This window comes from Caviibacter abscessus, from assembly GCF_001517835.1.
In the GTDB taxonomy this organism is placed as follows: Bacteria; Fusobacteriota; Fusobacteriia; order Fusobacteriales; family Leptotrichiaceae; genus Caviibacter; species Caviibacter abscessus.
This window is the reverse complement of sequence record NZ_LOQG01000038.1, coordinates 46,065-72,613: the sequence shown is the minus strand read 5'-3', so window position 1 is coordinate 72,613 and position 26,549 is coordinate 46,065. Positions and strand designations below refer to the sequence as shown.

Sequence of the window (26,549 nt, the reverse complement as noted above, 5' to 3'; positions counted from 1 at the left end):
CTCCTTTTACTTTTCAAAAATAGATGTCATAAACTCTCCAATTTGTTTGTATGCAACTTGTGCTTCAGGTAAAAAGTTTATTAACTGGAATACATGAAACATTTTATCAAAAACTGAAATTTCAACATCTACATTTACTTTTTTCATTTTTCTGTAAACTACTAAAGAGTCATCTAATAAGACTTCTGCATTTCCTACATGAATTAATGTTTTTGGGAAATTTTCATATGAACCGTATATAGGGGAAACATATGGATTTTTCAAATCTTTAACTTCCGATACATAATAGTTATTTACTAATGATTGAGGAAATTGTTCATTTCCTATTATAGGATCATCATAAAACCTTGTTTTTCTACTTTCGACGCTATTTGTTATATCAGTCCAAGCTGACATCAAAACTAAGGCGTCAGGTAATTTTTTATTTTCATCTCTTAATTTCAACATTGTTGTTAAAATTATATTACCGCCTGAACTATCTCCTATTAATATTATCTTTTTATATTTTTTCATCGCATGTTCAAGCAAAGCTTCCAACTCTTTTTGCTGTGAAGGATATTTATAACTCGTTTTATAATCCAATAAATATGCTTCAAACTTTGCACGAGTATTAGAAAATATATCATCCATTAACTCAATATACTGTTGACCAAGTCTTGTTTCAAAAGCACCTCCATGCACCATTAAAACCAAGTTATCCGATCTTTCATTAAAATAATGATAATAAGTTACATTTTCATTTTTTATTTCATGTTTTAATAAAAAATAACCAAATTTACCTTTCAACTTTTGAGGTTTATCCGTACTGTAGTAATAATTATACAAAAGACGCATTTTTTCTTTTCCTATAATTCCATTATCACCAACAATTCTTAAACTATTCAAAGCTAAATCTCTTAAACTACATGACATGATTAATGTAGATAACAATAACATTAATATTTTTTTCATTTATATCCTCGCCATTCCAATTTATATTTTAATATATCATAATATGTTTTTGTCTGAGATTCTATTAATTCTACATACTTATCTGATAAATTTATTTTTGTTTCACACTTTTTATTATCAAGTACCTTTATACCATCAACATATATTTTTGAATCTGATTTAATCTTTAAATTCGTAGGCGGTAAAATTAAAGGTCTTGCACTTAATGTTTGCGGCGCTATTGCTACTATATTCATAATTTTTAACTCAGGATTAATTATACTTCCTCCTGCTGACATAGCGTATGCTGTAGAGCCTGTTGAAGTTGAGATTATAAGTCCATCTCCTCTATATTTAGTTATACTGTAATCACTGTCAAATAGCTTATACTCTTTCACATGCTCATCTTTAAACACTATATCATTTAAAGCATAATACTTTTTATTTTCTATTTCACACTCAAGTACATATCTTTTACTTGTATTGTAAATACCTTTTTTTATATTTATTAATAAATCTTTCAATTCATCTTTTTCAATATGTGCCATATATCCTAATTTACCAAAATTTACAGGTATTATCGGAATATTTAAATCAAGAGCTGTTTTTAATGCCCTTAAAATTGTTCCATCTCCACCAAATGCAAGAATAAAATCAGGATTTTCATAATCAATTGAAAAACCTAAGTTTTTTATCATATTTTCATATTCTTTTATATCAATTTCATCTTTTTTTAAGATATAAAACTTCATACATTTTCACCTTTAAAATGTTTTATAGTTACATCAAGAACTTCCTTAACTTCATCAAGATAACCTAAAAGTTCCATAAATCCGTGTGAAAGACCTGTATAACTATATGTTTTCACATTAAATTTTTTTGAAAACTTTTCTATTTCATCATTAAAATAATCAATTTGTGCCTTAAAAATTACTGTTTTTGGATATAAATAGTCCATATTAAGTGCATTATAATACAAAGAACTTTTATCATATTCTTTAGGTAAATAAAGTTTTGTTATTAAAGGCATTATTGATTTTAAAAACATTATTGATGCTTTTGCATTTTCTCCTAAATTTTCAGTATTAATGTTTTTTTTACTTTCCAAACTTATTACAGGATAATATAATCCAAGAAATGATATATACTTATTTACATCAATGCAAACTGTATTTAATGCCAGATGCCCTCCTGCACTATCTCCAATTATACCAAATTTACAGTCCTTATAATCATTTGCAAAATATTTTATTACATCATATATTTGATACATTATATTTGGAAATTGTAACTTTGGGGCCAATGTATATTCTATTGATATTACATGTATATCATGTGTTGCTATATATTTAGAGTTATTTTCAACTACTTTAGTTCCTCCACCATAAAAACCACCACCATGTATATTAAAAAGTACATATTTCGTATTTTGAGTTTTATAATATCTATGACAAATTACACCATTTACATTAATTATTTCTTCTTTTATATTACAAGATAAATCAATACTTGGATAACCTATCATTGATCTTATTTTCCCTACATCTATACCTTCAAAAATATATGGAGTATAAAAATTAAAGTGATCTGGTTTTCTATGTTTTAAAGCATCTAACATTTGTTTTTTTATTTCCATATCAATACCTTTTTTTATATTTAGTATATCATATTATAAAAGTGATTTACAGATATATATACTAAAAAAATCAGGAGAATATCTCTATTCTCCCGATAATTCACTATTTAGTTTTTTTAGTTGTTTTCTTTGTTTCTTCCTTTGACATATCAAACATTTTTTCGTATTCTTTTTCACCATAGTATGCTCTTAAATAGATTTCTTTTAATTCTGTTATTAGAGGATATCTAGGGTTTGCAGGTGTACATTGATCATCAAATGCTTCTAATGCCATTTGATCAACATGTTCTAAGAACTCTTGCTCAGATACTCCCCATTCTCTAATTGTCTTAGGTATTCCAATTCTTTCTTTAAGATTTTCAATAGCATCTATTAATTTTTGTATCTTTTCTTCTGTTGTTGTTCCACCTAATCCTAAGAAATCAGCAATTTTAGCATATCTATTCTTAGCATCAGGATATCTGTATTGAGGGAACACTCCCATTTTAACAGGTGCATCTGTTGCATTGTATTTTATAACTTCAGTAAGTAAAAGTCCATTACAAATTCCATGAGGTATGTGGAATTGTCCACCTAATTTATGTGATAATGAGTGAACTATACCAAGGAAAGCATTAGCAAATGCCATACCTGCTATACAAGAAGCATTAGCCATTTTTTCTTTAGCTTTAACTGCTTTAGCACCTAATGCTACTGACTCAGGTAAGAATTGTAATATTATTTTTATAGCTTCTAGTGAATATGGTTTAGTATATTCAGTTGCCATTATTGATACATATGATTCTATTGCGTGAGTAAGTGCGTCAACTCCTGATGCTACTGTTAATCCTTTAGGCATTGTTAGCATTAATTCAGGATCATTTATTGCTACATCTGGTGTTAATTCATAATCTGCTAATGGATATTTAATTCCTGTTTCATCATCAGTTATAACAGCAAATGGAGTTACTTCTGAACCTGTACCTGCTGAAGTTGCAACTGCTACAAATTTAGCCTTAATACCCATTTTAGGGAATGCAAATATTCTCTTTCTAATATCCATAAATCTCATTGCTAAATCTTTAAATCTAATATCTGGATATTCATATAGAACCCACATAATCTTAGCAGAGTCCATTGCTGAACCTCCACCTAATGCTATTATTACATCTGGTTGGAACTCTCTCATTACTTTAGCACCTTCTTGAGTACTACTTAATGTTGGATCTACTCCTACTTCAGAGAAAATTCTATAATCTATACCTATTTCATCTAAAACCTTAGTAATATGGTTAGTATAACCTAATTCTGCTAAAGTTCTGTCTGTTACTATAATTGCTTTTTTATGTTCACCTTTTAATTCCTCAAGTGCTACAGGTAAACAACCATATTTGAAGTAAATCTTTTCAGGAACTTTAAACCAAAGCATATTTTCCCTTCTTTCTGCAATAGTTTTAACATTTAATAAGTGCTTAACTCCAACGTTTTCAGATACTGAGTTTCCTCCCCAAGATCCGCAACCTAATGTTAATGAAGGTTCAAGTTTAAAGTTAAATACGTCTCCTATAGCTCCTAGTGCCGCAGGCATATTTATTAATGTTCTTCCTGTTTTCATTAATCTACCAAATATATCTATTTTTTCTTTTTCTGCTATATTTATATACATACTTGAAGTATGTCCTAATCCACCTAATTCAACTAAATCTTTTGCTTTTTCTATTGAATCTTCAAAGTTTTCAGCTTTATACATTCCTAAAATTGGTGATAGTTTTTCATGTGCAAATGCTTCATCAAAAGTTGTTTTTTCAACTTCTGCAATTAAAACTCTTGCTTTTTCAGGTACTTCAAATCCTGCAAGTTTTGCAATATTATATGCACTTTGACCAACTATATCAGGATTTAGAGCTCCAGTTACTCCACCTTTAAATAATGTTTTTCTTAACATATCCTTTTCTTTTTCATCAAGGAAGTAAGCACCTCTTAATTCAAATTCTCTTTTTACTCTTTCATATATTGTTTTATTAACAATTAATGATTGTTCTGATGCACATATAACTCCATTATCAAATGTTTTTGATAATAGTATGTAATTTACAGTCATTTTAATGTCAGCTGTTTCATCAATAATTACAGGCGTATTCCCAGAACCAACACCGATTGCAGGTGTTCCTGAAGAGTATGCACTCTTAACCATTCCTGGTCCTCCTGTTGCAAGAATTAAATCAGATTCAGACATTAACTCTTTAGATAATTCAAGGCTTGGTTCATCTATCCATCCAATTATATCCTCAGGTGCTCCATATTCTCTAGCTACTTCTAATGCTAATTTAGCAGTATAAATAGTTGATTTTTTAGCTCTTGGATGTGGTGATATTATTATCGCATTTCTTGTTTTTAATGCTAGTAATATTTTAAACGCTGCTGTCGCAGTTGGGTTTGTTGTTGGTATAACTCCTGCAATTACTCCAATTGGTGTTGCAATCTTTTTAATACCATAAGATTTGTCTTCTTCTAAAATACCACAAGTTTTTTCATCTTTATATTTGTTATAAATGTATTCTGATGCAAAGTGGTTTTTGATAACCTTATCTTCTATTATACCCATACCTGTTTCTTCAACAGCAAGTTTTGCAAGGGTAATTCTTTCATCATTAATTTTTTGTGCAACCTTTCTAAAAATTTTATCAACTCTTTCTTGATCAAAAGTTGCATATTTTTCTTGAGATGCTCTTACTCTGCTCATAAGATCTCTTAAACTTTGAACATCGTTTACCATTACTTCCTCCTAATTATTAATTACCTAAAAGTTTGTTATTTTTTTAACATACTCATTATATAACAAGTTAATATGGTTGTCAACACAAAATAACTTAAAAATACTAAGCACATCATGTTTTATTCGTCTGAAAACGTTTACAAGTTTTTATTATTCTATCTTTACATTTCTTATATCAATAAATTTCTTTGTAATTTTTTGACTTGTTGTAGAAATGTCTTTTATATCTGATGACACCTTTTCAAAATCTTTTATTACTTTATCCCATCTTGTTTGATATCTATCAAATTCATTACTAAGTTTTTGTAATTCTTCATGAAGTTTTAATGAAAATTCGTTTCTTTGTATATTGACTATTACCATTTGTATGGAAGTTAAAATTGCCATAAGAGTCATTGGTGATGCTATCCACACCTTATTTTCATAAGCATATTCAACTATATCCTCACAATTAACAGTTATATATGAAAATACAGCTTCTGCCGGAATAAATATTATAGCTTGATTGGTAAGCTGTTCTTTAATATATTTTTGACTGATATCACTAATATGCTTTTTAACATCTGATGCAAATCTTTTTTTATATTGTTCGTCAGATCCATCTGTTTCAACTATTTTATTATAATTTTCAAGTGGAAATTTTGAATCTATCGGTATTAAACCTAAAGGTTCAGGTGCAAAAACTACAGCATCAACTATCCTATTGTTATCCATTTTATATTGCAAATCATAATAAAGTTTTTTATCTCCAAAAATATTGTATAAGACTTGATTTAATTGTATTTCTCCAAAAACTCCTCTTACTTTTTTATCATTTAATATACTTTGTAATCCCAATATATTCACAGATAATTTATCAATATTTTTTTGTGCTTCATCAATTTTTGTAATTCTTGTTATAATTTCAGTTATTGATTGCGATATTTTACTATTTACATTAAGTTCTAAATTTTTTAATTTATCACTCATATTATTGTTTACTTCATATTTAAAATCTCCTAAACTTTTTATATTATCAGTTTTATACTCATTTAAAGTTTCAAACTTTGATAAAAGTGTATAAATTATTGAAATTAAAATTACAAGTAAAATTATTACTAAAGTAAGGATTATGTATAAATAACTCATAAATTATCTCCCATATCTTTTATTAATTTATTGTTTGATAGGATAAATATAAACTTATTATATTTTTCTTTTTTCTCTTCAATTTCAAAAATATCAAACTTATATTCCAAACCTTCATTTTCAAAAGAATTTATGTAATCGTCTATGCTTATATATTCTGGATTTTTATTTACTTGATAAGTTATTATATCATCTTGATTATGTGTTTTTGTAATAAATGATAAATTATACAAAATATCAAGACAAATTCTTATAACATATTTTTTTATTCCGGTTACTTCATATAATTCATCAATATTATATGGTTTTTTGTTTTCTAAAAATCTTTCATTTATTAAATAAAGTAAGTATAGACTTACTTCTTTTCTATATTTTATAGGTAATTTTATATCATCGCTGTCATAATTTGTATCTATGATATATGAAAGTCTTGCACCTATTAAAATTATTATCCATATATATTTTACCCATATTAAAAAAAGTGGGACAAACGCTAAACTTCCATATATCGTATTATATTTAGAAATAGAACTTTGAAGTAATTGATAAAACATACTTAAAATCCAAAGTGATAATACAACAAGTAAAGAAGAAATAAAACTTGATTTAAAACTTACATTAGTATTAGGTATAAAATAGTATATGACCATAAAAATTGTAAATGATACTAATAATTTTAAAATCTCTACTGAAATAAGCGTAAAATTACCTATTGCAGAAATTTGTTGTATGAATGACAATATTTTACTGCTTGTTCCTATAAAAAGCACTGCAAATATAGGGATAAGAAAAATAATTGCAATATAGCTAAGTATTCTTCTACCTATTTCTCTATTATTTTTCACATTCCATATTTCATTAAATGATTTTTCAAGTAACATTAAAAGATTTACAACAGACCATATAATTACAACTATACCTAAGCCTGATAAAAGACTAGAATTTAAAGATTCAACCAAATTTTCAGCAATTTTAACTATATTAATACCTATATTATTTGAAATTATAATATCATTTAATTTATTTACTAAAATCACATCAATTCCAAAACCTTTAGATAAACCTATTATAAGGGCAATAAAAGGAAATATTGCAAATAATGAAACATAAGTTAAATTCACTGCAAGACCTGATATATCAGTATCTAAAAAGTTTTTCCATATAGTGAGTATTCCTTTTTTCATAGTTTTACTCCTGTCTTACTATAACTAATTCTTTACTATTATATATTTCTTCCATAAGTTCATCATAATTTTCAATTTTAGCTTCTTCTTCAAGTACATATTTTAATTTAGGATTAGTTATAGGGTGTTTTGGTGCAAATAAAGCACAAGAATCTTCATGAGGTTCTATCGATTTTTCATAAGTTCCTATTTCATTTGCCATATCCATTATCTCAATTTTATCCATACCTATAAGCGGTCTAAACACAGGTAATTGTACTGAAGCATTCGTGCAACTTAGTCCACCTATTGTTTGCGAAGCTACTTGACCTAAGCTTTCTCCTGTAACCAATGCTTGATACTCATTTTCTTTTGCAATTTTTTCAGCAAGTTTCATCATAACACGTCTTGTTAAAATAGTTGCTAAATCTTTATTTGTTTTTTCTTTTATTATTTGTTGAAGTTTTAATATATTTAGTTTATAAAACGCACTTGCCCCATTATATGATGACAAAATCTTAACTAATTCTTCGATTTTTTCAAGTGATTTTTTTGAAGTAAATGGAAAGCTATGAAAAGTTACAAATGCAAGTTTTAAACCTCTTTTAGCCATCATAAAAGAAGCTACTGGGCTATCAATTCCACCTGATATTAAAACTAAACCTTTGCCTGCACTTCCAAGTGGAAGTCCACCATATGCTTTTTTCTTTTCTGTATAGACGTATGTATTTTTTCTTATATCAACATTAAACAAGCAATCTGGATCTTTCATTTTAACATTTTCAAACTCAGTATTTACTAAAATACATGCCCCGAATTTTTTTGAAAGTTCCATTGAGTTACCTTCAAAATTTTTATCTGCACGATTTACTGCAACTTTAAAATTTCTAGCACCTTTTTCATACACTCCTTTTGAAAGAAAAATTAAAGTATTTTGTATATCAGTCATGTCACTTTTAACTTTCACACATAAAGCTATGTTATTTATACCAAATATATTTTTTATAGCTTGTAAAACTTCATTTGCTTTCCCTTTTTCAAATTCTATGAAAAGTTTTGACATATCATCTACTAAATGTGCCTCAAACTCCAGTTTAGAAAGCTTATTTTTTATTCTTTTCTTTATATTTCTTTCAAAAGTTCCACGATTTTTTCCTTTTAACGCTAATTCTCCATAACCTAATGCAAGGCTATCAATTAAACTAATATCTATATCCATACTGTTTTTCAATCCTTTCAATAAATTCCTCACTTAAATTTTGACTATATTCTCTTTTTCTTAATTTATCAATTATCTTATCTACTATAAATCTTTGAAATACTATTAAAATTATCATACAAACTGTAACTGCAATTAATTTTAAAGTTATATTAATCCTTAATAATACGAACAGTGTAAAAAGAATAAGAAGAAAAAGAATTAAGCATATAATATAAATTTTAAGTGCTTTTTTCACTCTTTTATTCCTTATTTTTTCTACAATTTTTATAGTTTCTTCATCTATCTTATATGCACTTTTTTCAAGCACATTAACCATATATTCTATTTCATATTCGCTCATTTTTTACTCCTTTTTTTTATTATACCATAATTAAGTAATAATAATGAAATTAAAAAAAGAAATTGAGATGTATATCCCAATTTCTTAAAGGTTAAATTATAATATTAAGAGTTTTTTAGCTTGCTTATATGCGTTTGAATTTCCTCCATTTTTTCAGCTGTTAATGGATAAAATTTTAGTGCTATAACTGATGCTATCCAACCTAATATAGGAAGACCTAAAAATAAGAAAGTCGCTGCATAAAATAGTTTAGGAGTATTAGGATCTCCTATTTGAGGGAAAGTTTTTGTATATCCTATAAATGCTACAATTATACCAATAACTGTTGTTGAAAAAGATGATATAAGTTTATCTATAAATGAGAATAATGTTCCCATCATACCTGGTATATATCTTCCTGTTCTATATGTTTCATAATCAGCACAATCTGCTATTGCATTTATTGTAAGTCCTCCACTTGCTCCCGCAATCCCTTTACCTATACACCATAAAATGATAAACGCTAAAGTTTCAAATCCAAAAATATTACTTGCTCTGATATTTGAAGGGTTTCCAAATCTTAGAAGTAAGAATAATAATACATATGTTATTATAGCTCCCCAAGCAGTTACTATCATTCCTTTTCTAATCCCTAATTTTCTTGCATACTGAGCAAAATATTGAAGTAGTAAAAATGCAGGTATTACTGTAATTAACGCAAGTTTTCCTTGTAATGTGTTATCTCCCATAATAATACCGTAAATCATTATACCAACAGCAGCATTTCCGGCAGTCGTTAAAGCAATCTTATCAGTTGAAGCTGCAATTATTAACATTTGTATAGCACGATTATTTTTTATTATATCTATATAATCTTTAAATCCTATTTTTGCGTTCTTTTCTCCAATTCCAAAAAATTCGCTTCTATCTTTTTGGTATACACCTATAAAAGCTAATATAGTTAATATACCGCTTAAAATTATGAATGTAAATACAAATTCATTAAATAAAGCTAATTCAAATTTGTTTCCATATTTAGGTAATAAATAGTTATTTGCATAAACAGGTAAAAAACAAGAAAGTGTAATTAACGTATATGTTCCATCAAACGCAGCAAATAAAGGTCTTTGTTTAGGGTCATTAGTAATGCAGGCTTGAGCCGCTTTAGTTACAGCTGTTTGGCAAGTATAACCAAGTATAAATAATGCATAAACAATTATGAAAAATGGTAACCTTACATTTTGAGGTAAAATATGAGTTACTTTATATAAAAGTGACATAGTAATAGTCATAATTATATATCCTATAACCATAAATGGTCTAAATTTACCATATTTACCATTTGTTTTGTCAATTAAATATCCTACTAAAGGATCTGTTATTCCGTCAAATATTCTCATACTTGTAAGTATATTTGAAATTAGTACTGTTGCTAGTCCAACAAAGCCTGTTGCATAATATCCAATGTAAAAAGTTAAGATAAAAAATAAATTTGTTGCTGTATTATTCAGTGAAAAAAGCCCTATTTGCCATATCTTAGCCTTGTTATACTTCGTTTGATTTTCCATAAAATCCTCCTGAAATTTTTATATATTTTATTTTTTATAATTAAAATTAGGTATATTGTGCCATCTTGTTCTTAAATGATTTGCTATTGATTTAGGTTGTCTTTCTCTTGTAAAGATTCCCTTTTTATTACCTTGCATTCTAAAAATGCCATATTTAGTTTGAAAATCTGCATAGTTCCATGTTTGTTCTCCGACAAAATATTCTAAACTATCAAATATTTTTTCATTCATTTTGTAATACTCTATTTGAAATTCCTCAGAAAAAGGAGTTCTCTCATCTATATCATGTATTCCTGCAATGGTATCTGCTCCATATTCTGTAAACATTATAGGTTTATCAGGATATTTTTCATGCCACTGTTCAAGTTCTTTTCTCATTTTTATTTCTGCTATTTCAAGATTTCCTAAATCTACATACCACCCGTAATATCTATTAAGACATATTACATCACAAAGACTTGACGCTAAACAATTTAATGCAGGTGCTAACATAATATTTGCAAAAGTACATGGTCTATTTTGTTTATCAAGACTTCTTGTAAGTTTAAATAACGGTTCAAAATATTCATAAGCACCCTTTTCAGCAGTTGCAGGTTCATTTGCTATAGACCACATCACTACACAAGCATGGTTTTTATCTCTTTTTATAAGTTCTGTTATAACTTGTTCATGAGCTTCTTTTGTTTTCATATATTCCCATGTATTTCTTTTTTCTTTTGGTCCCATTAAATCAGCTCCGAAATGTTCCATAAGTCCTACTGCTGTTGTTTCATCTATTACTACGAAACCTTCTCTATCAGCAAGACGCATCATTTCTTCAGAATAAGGATAATGTGATGTTCTAAATGAATTAGCACCTAACCATTTCATTCTGTTAATATCTGCAATGTTGGCTACTTCATCTAAACCTCTACCGTGTAAATATGTGTCTTCATGTCTTCCGAAACCTTTGAAATAAAATGGTTTACCATTAATTAAAAATTTATTGTTTTTAACTTCAACTGTTCTTATTCCAAATTCTTCCGTATATACATCTAAAACTTCATTATTATCATCTAAAAGTTCAACTTGTACTTTATATAAATAAGCATTAAGAGGTTCCCATAATACTACATTTTTTATAGTTCCATCCAAACTTACAGCGTTGTCATTTTCATCTAAAACTGTAACTCTTAAATTAGGATTACTCACATTAGTAGTAATATCAAATTTTACGTTTGCATCGCTTCCTATAACATCATAAGTAATTACTATATCTTCAATGTAACTTTTAGGTTTAATATAAATTTTAACAGGTCTATGTATACCTGAGTAGTTGAAAAAATCAAAGTTTTCATCAACATATTTTTTTATATTGCCATTTTCATCTTTTACTTCTTTATAATTTCCTACAGGTAAACTTGTGTTATCTAATATATTGCTAACCTTAACAACAACTTTATTATTTCCTAATTTAATATGTTCATTTATTTCAAATTCAAATGGAGTGAATCCTCCTTTATGTGAACCGATTTCGTTGTCGTTTATATATACCGTAGCTATGTGAGATACTGAACCGAAACGAATGAAAATTCTTTTTGATAACATATTTTCATTCACAACAAATTCTTTTTCATAAAACATATTTCCAATATAATGCTTATCTTTATGACCTACAACTTGATCGTTAAATGAACCAGGAACTGCAATATTTTGTTTCTTTTCATTTTCAAAATTAAATTTCCAAATTCCGCTTAAATCTATTAATTCTCTAGTTTTTGTAGCTATTGGGTATAACATATTAACTCCCCCTTATAACTTGGCTTGCCATTGACCTGCCCATACATTTTCATTAAAATATTTTCCTTTAAATTCAGATTTACCCATAATTTTATCAATGACCTGATTTATAGTTTCTTCTACATCACTATATGCATTTATATAACATTTAACCATAGTTGCATCATGTAAATGATTTGTAAAATTAAATGATACCATTACAGTAGGAACTTCATGAACATACCAAGGTATTTCATTTGACATAGGCCCACTCCATTTAATTCTCATATTATTTTGTTCTGCATATCCTTTAACATTTACAAATACAAGTGCAGCATCTACTTCACTTCTATATTTTTCAACAGAACCTTTTTCTCTAACTCCAGCTTCATTTACCGTAACAACAAAGCCTTCTTTTTCTAATTTATCTATACACATTTGTTTGAATTTTTCATTAGGTTTATATAACCCATCTTTTTCACCTTCAACAAAATATAGTCTTATTCTTTTATGTGTTTCAGGTCTTATAGGTAATTCATTTTTTGTATTTTTTATAAGGCTAATCCCTTTATCTATTGCCTCTTTTTGCATTTTTAAGTGTTTTTCACAACCTATAACATTTAAATCTTCATCTGTTTTAAGTAAAGTATTATTTTTTTGTTTTTCGTGTAAATTAAGTTTAGCCTTAAGTCCCAATATTCTTCTTAATGCATCATGTAATCTTTCTTTTGTAATTACACCATTTTTGTAACCATCTAACATATAATTAAAATCTTCATCTATATCACTAAAAAATAAGAACATGTCGCAACCTGATGCAATTGATTTAGGCACATAATCTTTTCTTCTCATTGCAGAAGTCATACCAAGCATATGTGAAGCATCAGTTATTACAAGACCATTAAATCCAAGTTTTTCTTTTAGTAAATCCTGTATTAATTCAGGAGCTAGTGTAGCTGGCAGTATATCTTTGTCTTCTAAACCTTCAACTAATTGTTTTTGATAATTAGGTAGTGCTATATGCCCTGCCATTATCATTTCAACACCGTTATTTATATGATTTCTATAAACTCGACCAAAACTATTTTCCCATTCATCTACACTCATTTCATTTACACCTAAAACTAAGTGTTGATCTCTTTCTTCTGTTCCATCACCAGGAAAATGCTTTATACATTTAATAACTTCACTTTGTGAAAGTCCTTGCAAATACGCATTAGTATGTTTTACTACAACATCTGTATCTCTACCGTAAGCTCTAGTATTAACTATTGTATTTCTCCAATTTTTAAGTATATCTACGCAAGGATCAAAATTTACATTTACACCTAGTGCCGTTTCTTCTATACCACTTACAAGCCCTGTGTTATATGACACATTAGTATCTCCTGATGCCTCACATTGTGCTGCACTTGCTATATATGTCCCGTCATTACATGCACCATTTCCTCCAGAATCACAGTTTGCAGCTATAAGTAAAGGTATTTTTGATTTTTCCTGTAATGAATTTAGAAGTTCCATTACTTCTTTTGCTGTACCTCCTTGATATCTTGCTCCACCAATATGATATTTTTGTATAATTTGATCTTTTGTTAATTCTGTGCTGTTAAGTTTAGGATCGTTTAACCAAAATAAGTTAAAAAATAATTGCCCTATTTTTTCTTCATCTGTCATATTGGCTATAGTATTTTCTACCCACATAATTTGACTTTCATTTAAATTATATGGATTTTTAGTTAAATCTACTAATTTAGGCATTAGTCCTCCTTACTATATTTTTTTAATAATTTATTATATTTTTCTACATAAGACTTTTCATCATATATTCCATTTAAAAATTCATCTAAGATTTCAGTACTAAACTTTTCCCAACTGTTTTTTTCATCATTAAACATTATCGGATAAAATTTAACATTGTTTAGTTTCGCCGCTTCTATATCTCCAGGTGAATCTCCAATCATAAGTATATTATTTGCATCATAGCCTTTTGATATTAAAAATGATATACAATCTTTTTTAGTACCCTTATCCTGACCCATAACTTCATTTACATATTCTAAAAGTCCGTGTCTTTGCCACTCTGAAAGTATCGCTTCTTTATTTGCAGATGAAACTATCGCTACATCTGTATATTTACTTGCATGCTCAAGTGCCTCTTTTGCCTTTTCAAACGGTTTATCAAGTCCTTCAAGTGATGCTATTTTTTCATTTACTTTCTCACTCCACATAAGAGCTTTTTTTAATTCTTCACTATTATTTTTTTCAATCTCCCTTTTTAAAGAAGCATTTGATAGTTCCTGTGCATTTTCTGCCCACAATTTAACATCATTTAATTTAGGTATAGTAGGATATTTTTTGTTCATTTTTTCAAATGTTAAATACAAACCTTTAAATCTATTAATTCCTCTAGTGTCAGAAAATAGATTTACTGTATTCCATTCTTTTAAAAACTCATCTTTTTCTTTTACTTCCCAAAAATCAGCAGCAAGTGGTCCAAAACACAGTTCATGCTTATAATTCATCGTATCCATTACACAACCGTCTGAATCTATACAAATAATCTTTTTTTCCATTTCATTACACTCCTGAATATGCACTAAATCCACCATCAACAGGGATTATTACACCTGTAACAAATCCTGACATTTCATTATCTGCTAAAAATGTTATTGCCCCAAGCATCTCCTTTGTATTTCCAAATCTGTTCATAGGAGTATTTCTTAATATTTTTTCTGTTCTTGCTGTTGGTGTTCCATCTTGATTAAATAATAAGTTTTTATTTTGATTAGTTACTAAAAATCCTGGAGCTATAGCATTACATCTTATGCCTTGTTTAGATAAATGCACAGCTATCCATTTTGTAAAATTATTTACAGCAGCTTTAGCACCTGAATATGCAACTATTTTTGTAAGCGGAGTATATGAGTTCATACTTGATATATTAATTATACACGAACCACTTTCCATATCTTTTGCTATGATTTGAGTAGGAATAATTGTTCCTAAAATATTTAAATCAAATACAAAGCTTATTCCTTGAGGATCTAATTCAAAAAAACTGCTTCCTTTTAAATTTTTATCATATATCTCTTGATCTGTTGTAGCTTTTGGAGAATTTCCTCCTGCTCCATTTATTAAAATATCTACTTTTCCAAAATCTTTTTTTATTTCTTCATTTACTTTTATTACACTATTATTATCTAACACATTGCATTTGTATGCTTTTGCAATTAAGCCCTCTTTTGTCATTTCGTCTTCATACATTTTTGCACTGTCATAATTTAAATCAAGTAAAGCTACTTTTGCTCCTTTTTCCGCAAAATCTTTAGCTATTGCAGAACAGATTATACCTCCTGCTCCTGTAACAACAACTACTTTGTTATCAAATCTTTTATCCATTAATCTTCAACCTTTCCATAGACTTTTTCACACATTTCCCAAAGTCCGTTTATGTATGTTACTCCCAATGCTCTATCATATAGCCCATAACCAGGTTTACCAGTTTCTCCCCATATCATTCTTCCATGATCAGGTCTTATATATCCCTTATATCCAAAACTGTGGTAAGCTTTAACTATATCTGCAAAATCTAAACTTCCTTCTTTTGAAATATGCCCAGATTCTTCAAAACTTCCATCTTCTAGTATTTTTATATTTCTTAAATGAGCAAAATGTATTCTTCCCTCAGGTCCAAATTCATTTACCATCGAAATATAGTCATTAGTAGGAGAACACCCAAGAGAACCTGCACACATAGTTAATCCATGATGAGTATCAGGATATATATCTAAAAATCTTCTTAAATTATCTCTATCAGTTATTATTCTAGGTATACCAAATATTGAATAAGGTGGGTCATCAGGATGTATTGCCATATTTATATCATTTTCAATTGCAACAGGTATGATTTCTTTTAAGAAAAATTCTAAATTTTTCCATAATCCTTCTTCGCCCAATTCTTTATATTCAGCTATTAATTTTGACATTTCCTCAGGATTATATGAAGAATCCCAACCAGGTAATGCAAGTTTTGTAGGATCTAACTTATCTATTTGATCCTTATAATACACAAGACAAGTTGAACCATCTTCTCTAACATGATCTAGTTCACTTCTAGTCCAGTCAAAAACAGGCATAAAATTGTAACAAATAACCTTCACTCCTGCTTTTGCACATCTTCTAATATTTTCTTTATAATTTTCTATATATCTTAAATAATCTCTTTTTCCAAGTTTTATATCCTCATGAACCGGTATGCTTTCAATTACTTCAAATGAAAGTCCAGTTTTTTCAGTTTGTTCTTTTAAAGAAAGTATATCTTCCATAGGCCAAACTTCACCAACAGGCACACTATAAACAGCTGTAACTACCGTATGTACATTCGGTATGTGTCTTATATATTCCACAGGTATTGTATCTTCTGTTCCATACCATCTAAATCCTATTTTCACTATTTATCTCTCCTTTTTAAAATACGTATTTGCATTGTTATAGCAAATATTTTGTATTAATTTTTTTAATATTTTTTCATCATTTGGTATTTCACCAAGCTCTACTAATTCCCCAATATATTGACACAATATTCTTCTAAAGTATTCATGCCTTGTATATGATACAAAACTTCTTGAATCTGTAAGCATCCCAACAAATTTAGCAAGTAAACCCTGATCTGCTAATGTTTTCATTTGTCTTATCATCCCTTCTTTCGTATCATTGAACCACCAGCCCGCACCAAATTGTAATTTACCAGAATTTATTTGAAAATTAGCAATATTACAAGCAATTACATTATTTAATGTAGGATCTAAATTATATATTATCATTTTAGGTAATCCATCATTTTTACTCATATCATTTAATAAATTATTAAGACAATATGCAACATCTGAAGTATCAGCTATAGAGTCAAATCCTGTATCAGGACCTAAAGTTTCAAAATATTTTTCATTATTATTTCTTATAGCTCCAAAATGGATTTGCATAGTCCAATCATACTTTTTGTATTCTTTTGCAAGGTCAATAAGTAAAGTTGTTAAATATTTTTCAATTTCTTCATTTGTTAAAACTTGTTTATTTAATGCTTTTTCAAAAATGCTGTATACTTCATCTCTTGATGATTTTATATATGGCAATTTAAGTATACCGTGATCACATATATATCCATCATTTTCATCAAAATATTTTATTCTAAGTTTAATTGCATCTAGCATTTTTTCATATGTATCTATTTTAAAATCTACAATTTTTTCAAGTTTTGGTATAAAATCATAAAATTTCTTTGTTCCTATAGATAATACTTCATCAGGTCTAAATCCTGGAACAACTCTAGTCTTAAATTCTTTATCCTCTTTTATTATCTTATGCCATTTAAGATCATCAACAGGACTATCTGTAGTACATACAACAGCTACATTAGACATAGTTATCATCTTTTTAGGAGAATATTTTTTATCTATAATAACTTTATTTGCTCTTTCCCATATATCTTTATAGTTATCAAAACTTAATATCTCATCAATATCAAAATATCTTTTAAGTTCTAAAGCACTCCAGTGATAAAGAGGATTTGCTATACAATTATCTAAAGTTTTTGCCCAATGTTCAAATTTTTCAAAATCACTGCTATTTCCTGTAACAAATTTTTCATATACACCATTTGCACGCATAGCTCTCCATTTATAGTGATCACCATATAGCCATATTTGTGTGATATTATCAAAAGGTTTATCTTTTGCTATTTCTTCCGGACTTAAATGACAATGATAATCATATATAAGCATATCTTTTGCATAATCATTATATAACTTCTTTGCCGTGTCATTATGTAGCATAAAGTTAGGGTTTATAAATTTCATTGTTCCTCCAATTCAAAATGTTTGCGTTGTCATTTGTAGTATAGCTCGGTTTTTGATAATGTCAATAGCTTGTACAAAAAAACATTATTGACAAATGATAAAATATCATTATATTTAAACTAAGGGAGGTCTGAAAAATGCTACTACTATACAATTAAAAACAAAGAAACTAATTCTAAGCAATTAGTTTTACAGCCAAAGTTTAATACATTAGGAGATATTATAATGAAAAAAATAAATTTAATTAATATGACATCAATATACAGTAACAAAAAAGGAATAAAAAACGTAACTTTAAGTATTAACGAAGGTGAATTTGTTGCTATCTTAGGTCATAATGGGGCTGGTAAATCAACATTTTTAAATAGTTTAATGGGAATTAAAGATTATAATGAAGGTGAAATATCCATTGATTATAAATATAATGAAATTGGATTTATCTCTCAAAAACAGGTTATAGACTGGTATTTAAATGTTGAAAGTAATATAAGAATGGAAGAAATCTTTTTACCAAAAAGAGATGATAATTTATTTAATAAAATCACTGAACTTCTAGAATTAAAACCATATTTAAATAATTCTATAGAAGACTTATCAGGAGGACAACTTCAAAGAGTACAAATATCAAGAGCAATAATGAAAAAACCTAAATTATACATTTTAGACGAACCTACAACAGGTTTAGATGTATACTCAAGTGAAAAGGTTATGCAATACTTTAAAGATGAAGTTGCTAAAAATAAAATTGTTTTAGTTTCTTCACATGACTTAGAGCTTATACAAAAATTTTGTGACAGAATAATATACATTTACGACGGGAATATAAAATATGACGGACCTATTAACGAATTTATTAAAGATGACTCATTAAGAGATAAGATATTAAAGGAGTTGAGTTATGAATAATTTTTCAAATATAAAGAATAAACAATCATTTCTTACAGGACTAAAAAATGGTTTGTGGTTTGAATATAAAGCTTTAATACAAAATAGTTCCATTTTATACACCAATATTCTATTCCCAATAGTATATTATATTTTCTTTGTTAAAGGCTTAGCAAAGACTATTGGAGTTTTTAATTATAAAGGAAGAGACTTAAATTATGAACTTTACTCTCTAACAGGTCTTATAGGTATAATTTGTGTAGGAGAAATAACAAACATAATATATAGAACTGTTATAGATAATAAATGGGGACTGCTTCATCTTAAATTAGCAAATGGAATAGGAATATTGTCATATAGTTTAAGTAAATCATTTTACGCAATTGTTGGAATAAATGTACAAATTCCAATACTTTTAATTATAACTAAATTAACTACTAATATAGGATTTATTAATCTATTAATCGGATACATAATGTCTATAATAATAACTTTATTTTGGGTAAATGTTGGAATACTTATAGCACTAAAGGTTCAAAGTTATAAGACAAGAGATTTAATAACGCACTTATTACTATTACCTGTATATTTTAGTGCTCCTGCTTATTACATTTTAAGTGATGTTGATAAATATATTAAGATTGTAGCACATTTAAATCCATTAACATATCAGCTAAACGGTTTAAGAGAAGCAATGTTATTTACTAATTTTTCAAAGGATTTTATAATCGTAGTACTTATGACATTAATAGTATTTTTGATTAATCTATTATTAATAAAGCAAGTTAAGTTTAGTAGAAGTGAAATGTAAAATATACTATAATTAATAAAAAAATCGTTATTTGCTTAAGCTTATAACGATTTTTTTCTCTATAACTAAAATACTTTAATTATCATAAAAAGAAATACTGTATTTATAAAGTGATATACAAAAACCAACAAATGAAACAATTACCCAAACTATTCTTGATAAAAGAAGTTTTAAAGGAGCATCATTCAATAATTTAATAAATTTTACAGTTACAGGTATTGTTATATATGTATTATTATAAATTAACAATAGTAATATCAAAATGTAATATGTAATATATGAAAACAAATCTTTTTTGAAAATCAGTAGAAAAAATATAATAATATAATTCACAGTTACTATCTCAATAATAGTTAAAAAATTAAAATTAAGATATTGCATATATACCTGTCCTAAAAATATGTAATTAACAAATTGAAAAAAAACTTGTCCTAAAATGTAAAAAAGTATTTCAATTGCAATAATGCAGTAAAATGTCTTTTTTATATTTGAAACTTCATCGTTTGTATATAATACAAGATAATTTTTTTGTATGCTTATAAACTTTTGGTTTAATACACTAAGTATTTGAAAAGGAATCAAAAATACTAAAAAAACCTGATGATTTAATAAGCGAAAAAGCATATTTTCATGTGTATGTATCACGCCAACAGTTTTCATATCCATAAAAATCAACAAAAAATAAGAGATAAAAATAAGAAATATAAATTTTCTATTTCTTATTAGCAGATTCATATAACTCATTTTATTGCACTCCCTTTATATTTCTTTTCAAAAAATCATAAATATATGGATCTTGATAAATATCAAAAAACTTATCTTTTAATATTTTTATAAATTCTTCATTGTTATCTAATTTATTTTCATTAAGTATTTTAATTAAATATGCTAATTGGTCTTCATATTTATCAGCTACTAAAATACCTATTCTTTTTACATAATTATTTTTTGTTATTGGTGATTTATATGTATCATCTAATTCATTCTGTGCATATTTTGAAATCCTGCTATTTTCACCAAAAGTTGTTTTTATAGTTTTTGATATAAATACTGCTTCACTTCCATCTATAATATGACGAAAATACCTATTTCCACCAACATAATTAGGTATAGATTGTTTCCATACTCCTGCAATATCACCTGCCATTGAATACACTATAGCTGGATCATAAAAATTTAAATTTGCTAAACTATATATATTAATCTTTAAACACTCTTTTTCTAATTCATAACTTACGGATTGTTTTATAAATTTCCATTCTAAAGAAGATAAAAATTCTTTTTTTATCATATAGCATTTAACTGTACTTCCACCAAGATTCATATAAGAGTTTTGTACTTTTTGTAAAATTTCCACACCCTTAGAATATTCTAAAATATCCACATTAGTATAAATAATTTTCCTATCTTTTATATACGTGGTTTTTAGTTCTGTATTTTCCCCAAATATATAAAATCTATATTGAACACACTCTAAAATTATAAATCCCATTATCAGAAAAGTAAAAGAAATGAGTTTACCATTTTTTGAAAATAAATATTTTCTGTTGATAAACACCGTAAAAATACCCAATAAAATAATAAATAACATTTTTAATATATTAATCTTATTTAAGTTATCTAAATTAAATAAAAATTCATTAACACCAAGTAAATAAGTATACTCTGTCATTTTATATGGATTGACCAAGAAAAAATTATATAAAAAAACAAGTACTAAAATAATTATCCCACTTGTTTTTGAAACTGTATTCCCTAATAAAAATCCAAACATTATAGCAAACATATAAAAAATAATTGTCAATTCTAAAGTTTTTAAAATATCTTGTCTCAAAAAAAATAACTGAAAACCTATACATAGAAGTAAAGGTAAATTTAAAATAATTTGAGCTAAAATTAATTTGACATATTTAGAAAAAAGTGATGTTTTATTAATAATAAACAAGCTTTCTCTTTCATTTTCTACAAATGCCTTTAAACCAATTAAACTCATTAAACTTATCCAAATAAAAACTACCAAATTTGCAGTTATTTTCATACTAAAATCCTGTATATAGAGGATACTAGAAAAAAAGATAATAAACGCATACATCGCTAAATAAATTTTCTTCATCTTAAAAATTTCTTGAATTTGAATTTTAACAATGTATTTGACTTCTAAAGTCATATGTTTAACTCCTTTTCTTTTATTTTCAGAAAATATGCATCTTCCAAGTCAGGTACACAACTACTTCCAATTCCTTTTGTATCAATTATTTTTATGTATATATTATCCTTAAAACGTTTGATAGATATAACTTGATTCATAATCTCTTCCGCAATGTTATCATTTTCTTTAATTGTTATAGTAGAAATCTTTCCTTTTGCCTCATCAATAAGGTTATCAACTGTCCCTGAATATAAAATTTTTCCACTACTCATAACTCCAATCATATCGCAAAGAGCTGAAACATCTGATATAATATGTGTTGAAATAATAATTATTCTATCCTTTTTTATTTCATTGATAATATTTTTAAATCTAAGTCGTTCCATTGGATCTAATCCAACCGTTGGTTCATCAAAAATTAAAATTTTAGGATCTCCTAATATTGCCTGAATAATTGCAATTCTTTGTTTCATTCCACCAGATAATGTTTTTATTTTTTCATTTTTCTTATTTATAAGATTAAATTTTTCAAGCCAATATTCTATTGACTGGTTAATATCTTCTGAAGATATTTTTTTATTTAAACCTATATAATACAAAAATTCATAAACTGTAAGCATTTCAAAAAATTCAAATTTTTGAGGAACATAACCTATTTGCGATCTAATTTTACTCAAATCAACTTTCATATCTAAATCGCCTATAACTATCTTTCCGTTATTAAATGGCAAAAGCGTAGCTATTATTTTTAATAAAGTAGTTTTCCCTGCTCCGTTAGCTCCTACTAACCCATACACTCCTTGCTTTATCTCTAAACAAATGTTATCAACAGCCTTTTTTTGAAATTTTTTATATTGATAATCCAAATTTTCAATACAAATCTTATTCATACTCTTCTTCCTTATCTATTTTAAAATAGTATCCCTTTCAACAAGTTCTGCGGGTATTTTATAACTTTGTGCTTTTTTACCCTCATTTTCTATCATATAAATTATTTTATCAACTAATTCTTTTGCTATTATATCAAATTTTTGTTTCATGGAACTTAAACTAGGATATACTTCATTACATATAAAAGTGTTTCCAAAACTTATTATTTTAAGTTTTTCTGGGCATTTAATACCAAGTTTATTAATAGCCCTTATAGCTCCAAGTGCTGCGTAATCAGAATTTATAACAAGACCGTCAGGTAATTTTTTGTCTTTATATTTTGATATTATAAATTTCTCAACTTCCTCACTACTTGAGTAATTATAATACACATTTTCTTTCATTTTAAATTTATCTATTACCTGTTTATATCCTCTATATTTTTCATTTGTAGTTTTGGTGTTACTATCTCCTAAAAGTATGCAAATATCCTTGCACCCTTTCCTAATTAATGTTTCAGTTGCTATATATGCACTTTCATATTGATCTGTTCCTACATATATATATTTTTCACTAATCCCTGAAATAACAACAGGTAAATTACTTTGAACTGCTTTTTCAACTTCATCACTATTTTTAGGATTTAAAAATATCAAACCTTCATAAAAACCTGAATCAATTTTATCAAAATTATTTTTCACAAGTTCTTTAAAACTTCTATTAACTAAAATAGTATAACCTCGTTTTCTTGCATAATTTACAATATAATTCATAATTATATAATTTTTATTAAGTTCATAGTCCAAAACCGTATTTGTTACAAGTCCAATTTGTTTTGTTCTACTTATTGAAAGTCTTTTTGCGTTATAATTTATACTAAAATTAGTTTCTAATAATATTTTTTCAATTTTTTCTCTAGTTTCTTTTTTTACATTTTGTTCTTTATTTAAAACCCTAGATACCGTCTTAAATGATACTCCTGCCAAATTTGCAATATCTTTAATCGTTAGTTTTTTCATATTCACCACTTATTTTTAATCTATTTAATTTAAGTATACTTCAAATTTATACTAAATACAAATAAAAAAACTTCCAAAATATTCTAATTTCATTTTGGAAGATTAATATACAAAATTATCAATTAATTTTAATCACCGTAAACTAAAACGTCAAAAAATCTAAAGAAATTTTCAATTTCTTCTTCATTTCTGGTTAGTTTTACTTTAAACATTACTCCTTCCATTTGTGCAATCAACATTTTAGAGTATATTTGTGAGTTTATATTTGTATATTTAGAATTCGTATTTTTTATCATTTCTAAAAATAAAGCCACTCTTTTTTCTATTTTTTCATATGAAAAATTTAATCTTTCTCTTGCTTCTTCATTTATATCCGCAAGTTCTATAGCAAAGTTGCCAAGTGGACTTCCACCATGACATTTGTTTTTTACTATGCTATTAAAATATCCTGAAAAAAAGGTTTTTAGTTTAACCATTGATAAATCATCAACAACTTTATCAAAAAAAAGTATTAAATTATCTGTATGATAGTCTATAATTTGCATTAACAAATCATCTTTATTTTTAAAATAATAATAAAAAGAACCTTTAGGTATTTTGCATTCTTTAAGTATTTCATTTATCCCCGTATTTACATACCCTTGATAATAGAATAATTTAGCACTCTTTTCTAAAACATTCCTCTTTTTTTGTTCAAGATTTTTTTTCATATACTTTCCTTTACTTTTAAATATTTTCATTATAATTATACCACAAGAAACAAAAATAAATAAAGGTTTATTAAATTTATACTTAAAATTGTTGTATTGTAAAATTTCTATTGTATAATATATATATATTTATTTAACAAGGAGTATAAATTTATGAAAAATCATATTTTTTCTAATTTACAAAAAATAGGTCGTGCATTTATGCTACCTATAGCTGTTTTACCTATGGCAGGTATATTACTTGGTGTTGGAGGTTCTTTCACAAATCCCGTATTAATAGAAACTTATAAGTTAAATTTCTTGTTACCAGGAACACCACTAAACTATATTTTACAATTATTTTTTAATGTTGGACTATTTGTTTTTGCAAACTTACCATTACTATTTGCTGTTGGAGTTGCAATAGGTATGGCAAATAAAAATAAAGAAACTTCTGCTCTATCTGCGGTTTTAGGCTTTATTTTATTCCATACTATAATAAATACTATACTTACATTTAAAGGAATAACACCTGCTTCTGTAAGTTATGACGCACTAATTGCAAATGGATTAAGTGAAGCTTCTGCTCGTGGAATTGCTGCACTTTATACAAAAGAACTTGGTATTTTTACGTTACAAACTGGAGTTTTTGGTGGTATTATCTGTGGTATAAGCTCTGCATTAATAACTAATAAATTTTCAGATAAAAAATTACCTGATTATTTAGCTTTCTTTAGCGGTAACAGATTTGTTCCTGTTATGACTATATTAATTTTCATACCTATTGCTTCTATTTTTCCAGTTATTTGGCCAACAATTTTCATGTTAATTGTTAAAGCTGGAGAATTATTTGCAGCTACAGGTGCAATCGGAACTTTCTTTTATGGTGCATCAATGAGACTACTTAATGTATTTGGTCTTCATCATGCAATTTATCCTTTATTCTGGTATACTCAACTTGGTGGATATGAAGAAGTTGCAGGAGTTATGGTTGCAGGAGGTCAAAAAATATTTTTTGCACAACTTGCTGATCCAACAATAAAACATTTCAGTGCAGCAGCCACAAAAACTATGACAGGTGGATTCTTACCTATGATGTTTGGACTTCCTGCGGCAGCTTTAGCTATGTATAAAACAGTGGAAGATAAAAACAAAGCAGCAATTAAAGGGATTTTACTCTCAGCTGCATTAACATCATTTTTAACTGGTATAACTGAACCTATAGAATTTACTTTCTTATTTGTTGCACCTGCTCTTTACGTAATACATGCATTACTTGAAGGTCTTTCATATATGTTAATGTATATTTTAAATGTTGCAGTTGGTATCACTTTTTCTCGTGGAGTTATTGACTTTACATTCTTTGGACTACTTCAAGGACCTGCAAAAACATCATATTATTGGATATTAATACTTGGACCTGGTTATGCTTTAATTTATTATTATTTATTTAAATTCTTAATACTTAAATTTAACTTTGCAACTCCTGGTAGAGATGGTGGAGAAAATAAGCTATATACAAGAGCTGATTACAATAAGGAAAAAGATAATAAGATTATAGATGAAATAGTTAAAGGTCTTGGTGGAATTGACAATATTGAAAATTTAGATGCTTGTATAACAAGATTAAGAGTAACAGTAAAAGATCCTAGTAAAGTTTGCGATGACAACAAATGGAAAGAACTTAATGCAAAAGGTGTTATAAGATCAGGAAATGGTATACAATTAATATATGGAACACAAGCTGATAATTACAAAAATGAAATAAAATATAAATACGATATATAAAAGG

The 26,549-nt window shown here is 27.0% G+C and carries 23 protein-coding genes; 3 read left to right on the top strand and 20 right to left on the bottom strand.

The annotated features are described in order from the left end of the window. Positions 1–6: 6 nt before the first annotated feature. The 15 genes from AWT63_RS05605 to uxaC all read right to left on the bottom strand — a co-directional run bounded on the left by AWT63_RS05605 (position 7) and on the right by uxaC (position 18,334). A complete protein-coding gene (locus AWT63_RS05605; protein WP_068268979.1) occupies positions 7–951 on the bottom strand; it encodes an alpha/beta hydrolase in 945 nt (314 codons plus the stop codon). Next, positions 948–1,682 (bottom strand): NAD(+)/NADH kinase, encoded by a 735-nt coding sequence (locus AWT63_RS05600; protein WP_068268978.1) that lies wholly within the window; start codon positions 1,680–1,682, stop codon positions 948–950. Before AWT63_RS05600 ends, AWT63_RS05605 begins: the two co-directional genes overlap by 4 nt. After that, positions 1,679–2,566: an alpha/beta hydrolase fold domain-containing protein gene (locus AWT63_RS05595; protein WP_068268976.1), complete on the bottom strand. Its 888-nt coding sequence runs from the start codon at positions 2,564–2,566 to the stop codon at positions 1,679–1,681. Before AWT63_RS05595 ends, AWT63_RS05600 begins: the two co-directional genes overlap by 4 nt. Positions 2,567–2,669: 103 nt before the next feature. Further along, entirely contained in the window at positions 2,670–5,321 is a 2,652-nt protein-coding gene (gene adhE, locus AWT63_RS05590; RefSeq protein ID WP_068268974.1) for a bifunctional acetaldehyde-CoA/alcohol dehydrogenase, read from the bottom strand. Between the two features lie 150 nt (positions 5,322–5,471). Beyond that, complete coding sequence (locus tag AWT63_RS05585; protein ID WP_068268969.1) at positions 5,472–6,449, bottom strand: DNA recombination protein RmuC; 978 nt, start codon at positions 6,447–6,449, stop codon at positions 5,472–5,474. Continuing rightward, the gene (locus AWT63_RS05580) at positions 6,446–7,633 is read right to left on the bottom strand and encodes a YihY/virulence factor BrkB family protein (protein WP_068268968.1); all 1,188 of its coding nucleotides are present in this window, start codon (positions 7,631–7,633) and stop codon (positions 6,446–6,448) included. Before AWT63_RS05580 ends, AWT63_RS05585 begins: the two co-directional genes overlap by 4 nt. Positions 7,634–7,637: 4 nt before the next feature. Further along, a complete protein-coding gene (thiI, locus tag AWT63_RS05575; RefSeq protein ID WP_068268966.1) occupies positions 7,638–8,831 on the bottom strand; it encodes a tRNA uracil 4-sulfurtransferase ThiI in 1,194 nt (397 codons plus the stop codon). After that, positions 8,815–9,174, bottom strand: coding sequence for a hypothetical protein (locus tag AWT63_RS05570; RefSeq protein ID WP_068268964.1), 360 nt, complete (start codon positions 9,172–9,174; stop codon positions 8,815–8,817). The genes thiI and AWT63_RS05570 overlap by 17 nt, the downstream gene beginning before the upstream one ends. Before the next feature lie 104 nt (positions 9,175–9,278). Then, positions 9,279–10,721, bottom strand: coding sequence for an MFS transporter (locus AWT63_RS05565; RefSeq protein WP_068268962.1), 1,443 nt, complete (start codon positions 10,719–10,721; stop codon positions 9,279–9,281). Between the two features lie 27 nt (positions 10,722–10,748). After that, complete coding sequence (gene uidA, locus AWT63_RS05560) at positions 10,749–12,500, bottom strand: beta-glucuronidase (RefSeq protein ID WP_068268960.1); 1,752 nt, start codon at positions 12,498–12,500, stop codon at positions 10,749–10,751. A gap of 12 nt (positions 12,501–12,512) precedes the next feature. Beyond that, positions 12,513–14,237, bottom strand: a complete 1,725-nt coding sequence (locus AWT63_RS05555) for a glycoside hydrolase family 3 protein (RefSeq protein WP_068268957.1) — start codon at positions 14,235–14,237, stop codon at positions 12,513–12,515. Continuing rightward, a complete protein-coding gene (locus AWT63_RS05550; protein ID WP_068268955.1) occupies positions 14,237–15,052 on the bottom strand; it encodes an HAD family hydrolase in 816 nt (271 codons plus the stop codon). Before AWT63_RS05550 ends, AWT63_RS05555 begins: the two co-directional genes overlap by 1 nt. A 4-nt stretch (positions 15,053–15,056) precedes the next feature. Then, positions 15,057–15,878, bottom strand: coding sequence for an SDR family oxidoreductase (locus tag AWT63_RS05545; RefSeq protein WP_068268953.1), 822 nt, complete (start codon positions 15,876–15,878; stop codon positions 15,057–15,059). After that, positions 15,878–16,930 (bottom strand): mannonate dehydratase, encoded by a 1,053-nt coding sequence (uxuA, locus tag AWT63_RS05540; protein WP_068268950.1) that lies wholly within the window; start codon positions 16,928–16,930, stop codon positions 15,878–15,880. Before uxuA ends, AWT63_RS05545 begins: the two co-directional genes overlap by 1 nt. 3 nt (positions 16,931–16,933) lie before the next feature. After that, entirely contained in the window at positions 16,934–18,334 is a 1,401-nt protein-coding gene (gene uxaC / locus AWT63_RS05535; protein WP_068268948.1) for a glucuronate isomerase, read from the bottom strand. Between the two features lie 225 nt (positions 18,335–18,559). Here uxaC and AWT63_RS05530 point away from each other — a divergent pair, with 225 nt between their 5' ends. Together AWT63_RS05530 and AWT63_RS05525 are read left to right on the top strand one after the other, a co-directional pair. After that, on the top strand, positions 18,560–19,240 hold the full coding sequence (locus AWT63_RS05530; protein WP_068268946.1) for an ABC transporter ATP-binding protein: 681 nt from the start codon (positions 18,560–18,562) through the stop codon (positions 19,238–19,240). Further along, the gene (locus AWT63_RS05525) at positions 19,233–20,030 is read left to right on the top strand and encodes an ABC transporter permease (RefSeq protein WP_068268944.1); all 798 of its coding nucleotides are present in this window, start codon (positions 19,233–19,235) and stop codon (positions 20,028–20,030) included. Before AWT63_RS05530 ends, AWT63_RS05525 begins: the two co-directional genes overlap by 8 nt. A 75-nt stretch (positions 20,031–20,105) precedes the next feature. On the opposite strand, the gene AWT63_RS05520 is transcribed toward AWT63_RS05525, so the two are convergent. The 5 genes from AWT63_RS05520 to AWT63_RS05500 form a co-directional block, all read right to left on the bottom strand. Further along, complete coding sequence (locus tag AWT63_RS05520) at positions 20,106–20,696, bottom strand: hypothetical protein (RefSeq protein ID WP_197407861.1); 591 nt, start codon at positions 20,694–20,696, stop codon at positions 20,106–20,108. A 79-nt stretch (positions 20,697–20,775) separates the two neighbouring features. After that, positions 20,776–22,068: a hypothetical protein gene (locus tag AWT63_RS05515; RefSeq protein WP_068268935.1), complete on the bottom strand. Its 1,293-nt coding sequence runs from the start codon at positions 22,066–22,068 to the stop codon at positions 20,776–20,778. Positions 22,069–22,193: 125 nt separating this feature from the next. Continuing rightward, positions 22,194–23,069 (bottom strand): ATP-binding cassette domain-containing protein, encoded by an 876-nt coding sequence (locus tag AWT63_RS05510; RefSeq protein WP_068268932.1) that lies wholly within the window; start codon positions 23,067–23,069, stop codon positions 22,194–22,196. 15 nt (positions 23,070–23,084) lie between these two features. Continuing rightward, entirely contained in the window at positions 23,085–24,068 is a 984-nt protein-coding gene (locus AWT63_RS05505; protein ID WP_068268930.1) for a LacI family DNA-binding transcriptional regulator, read from the bottom strand. A 128-nt stretch (positions 24,069–24,196) separates the two neighbouring features. Continuing rightward, complete coding sequence (locus AWT63_RS05500) at positions 24,197–24,778, bottom strand: TetR/AcrR family transcriptional regulator (protein ID WP_068268928.1); 582 nt, start codon at positions 24,776–24,778, stop codon at positions 24,197–24,199. A gap of 153 nt (positions 24,779–24,931) precedes the next feature. Here AWT63_RS05500 and AWT63_RS05495 point away from each other — a divergent pair, with 153 nt between their 5' ends. Continuing rightward, positions 24,932–26,545 (top strand): PTS transporter subunit EIIC, encoded by a 1,614-nt coding sequence (locus tag AWT63_RS05495; protein WP_068268925.1) that lies wholly within the window; start codon positions 24,932–24,934, stop codon positions 26,543–26,545. The last annotated feature ends 4 nt before the right edge of the window (positions 26,546–26,549 follow it).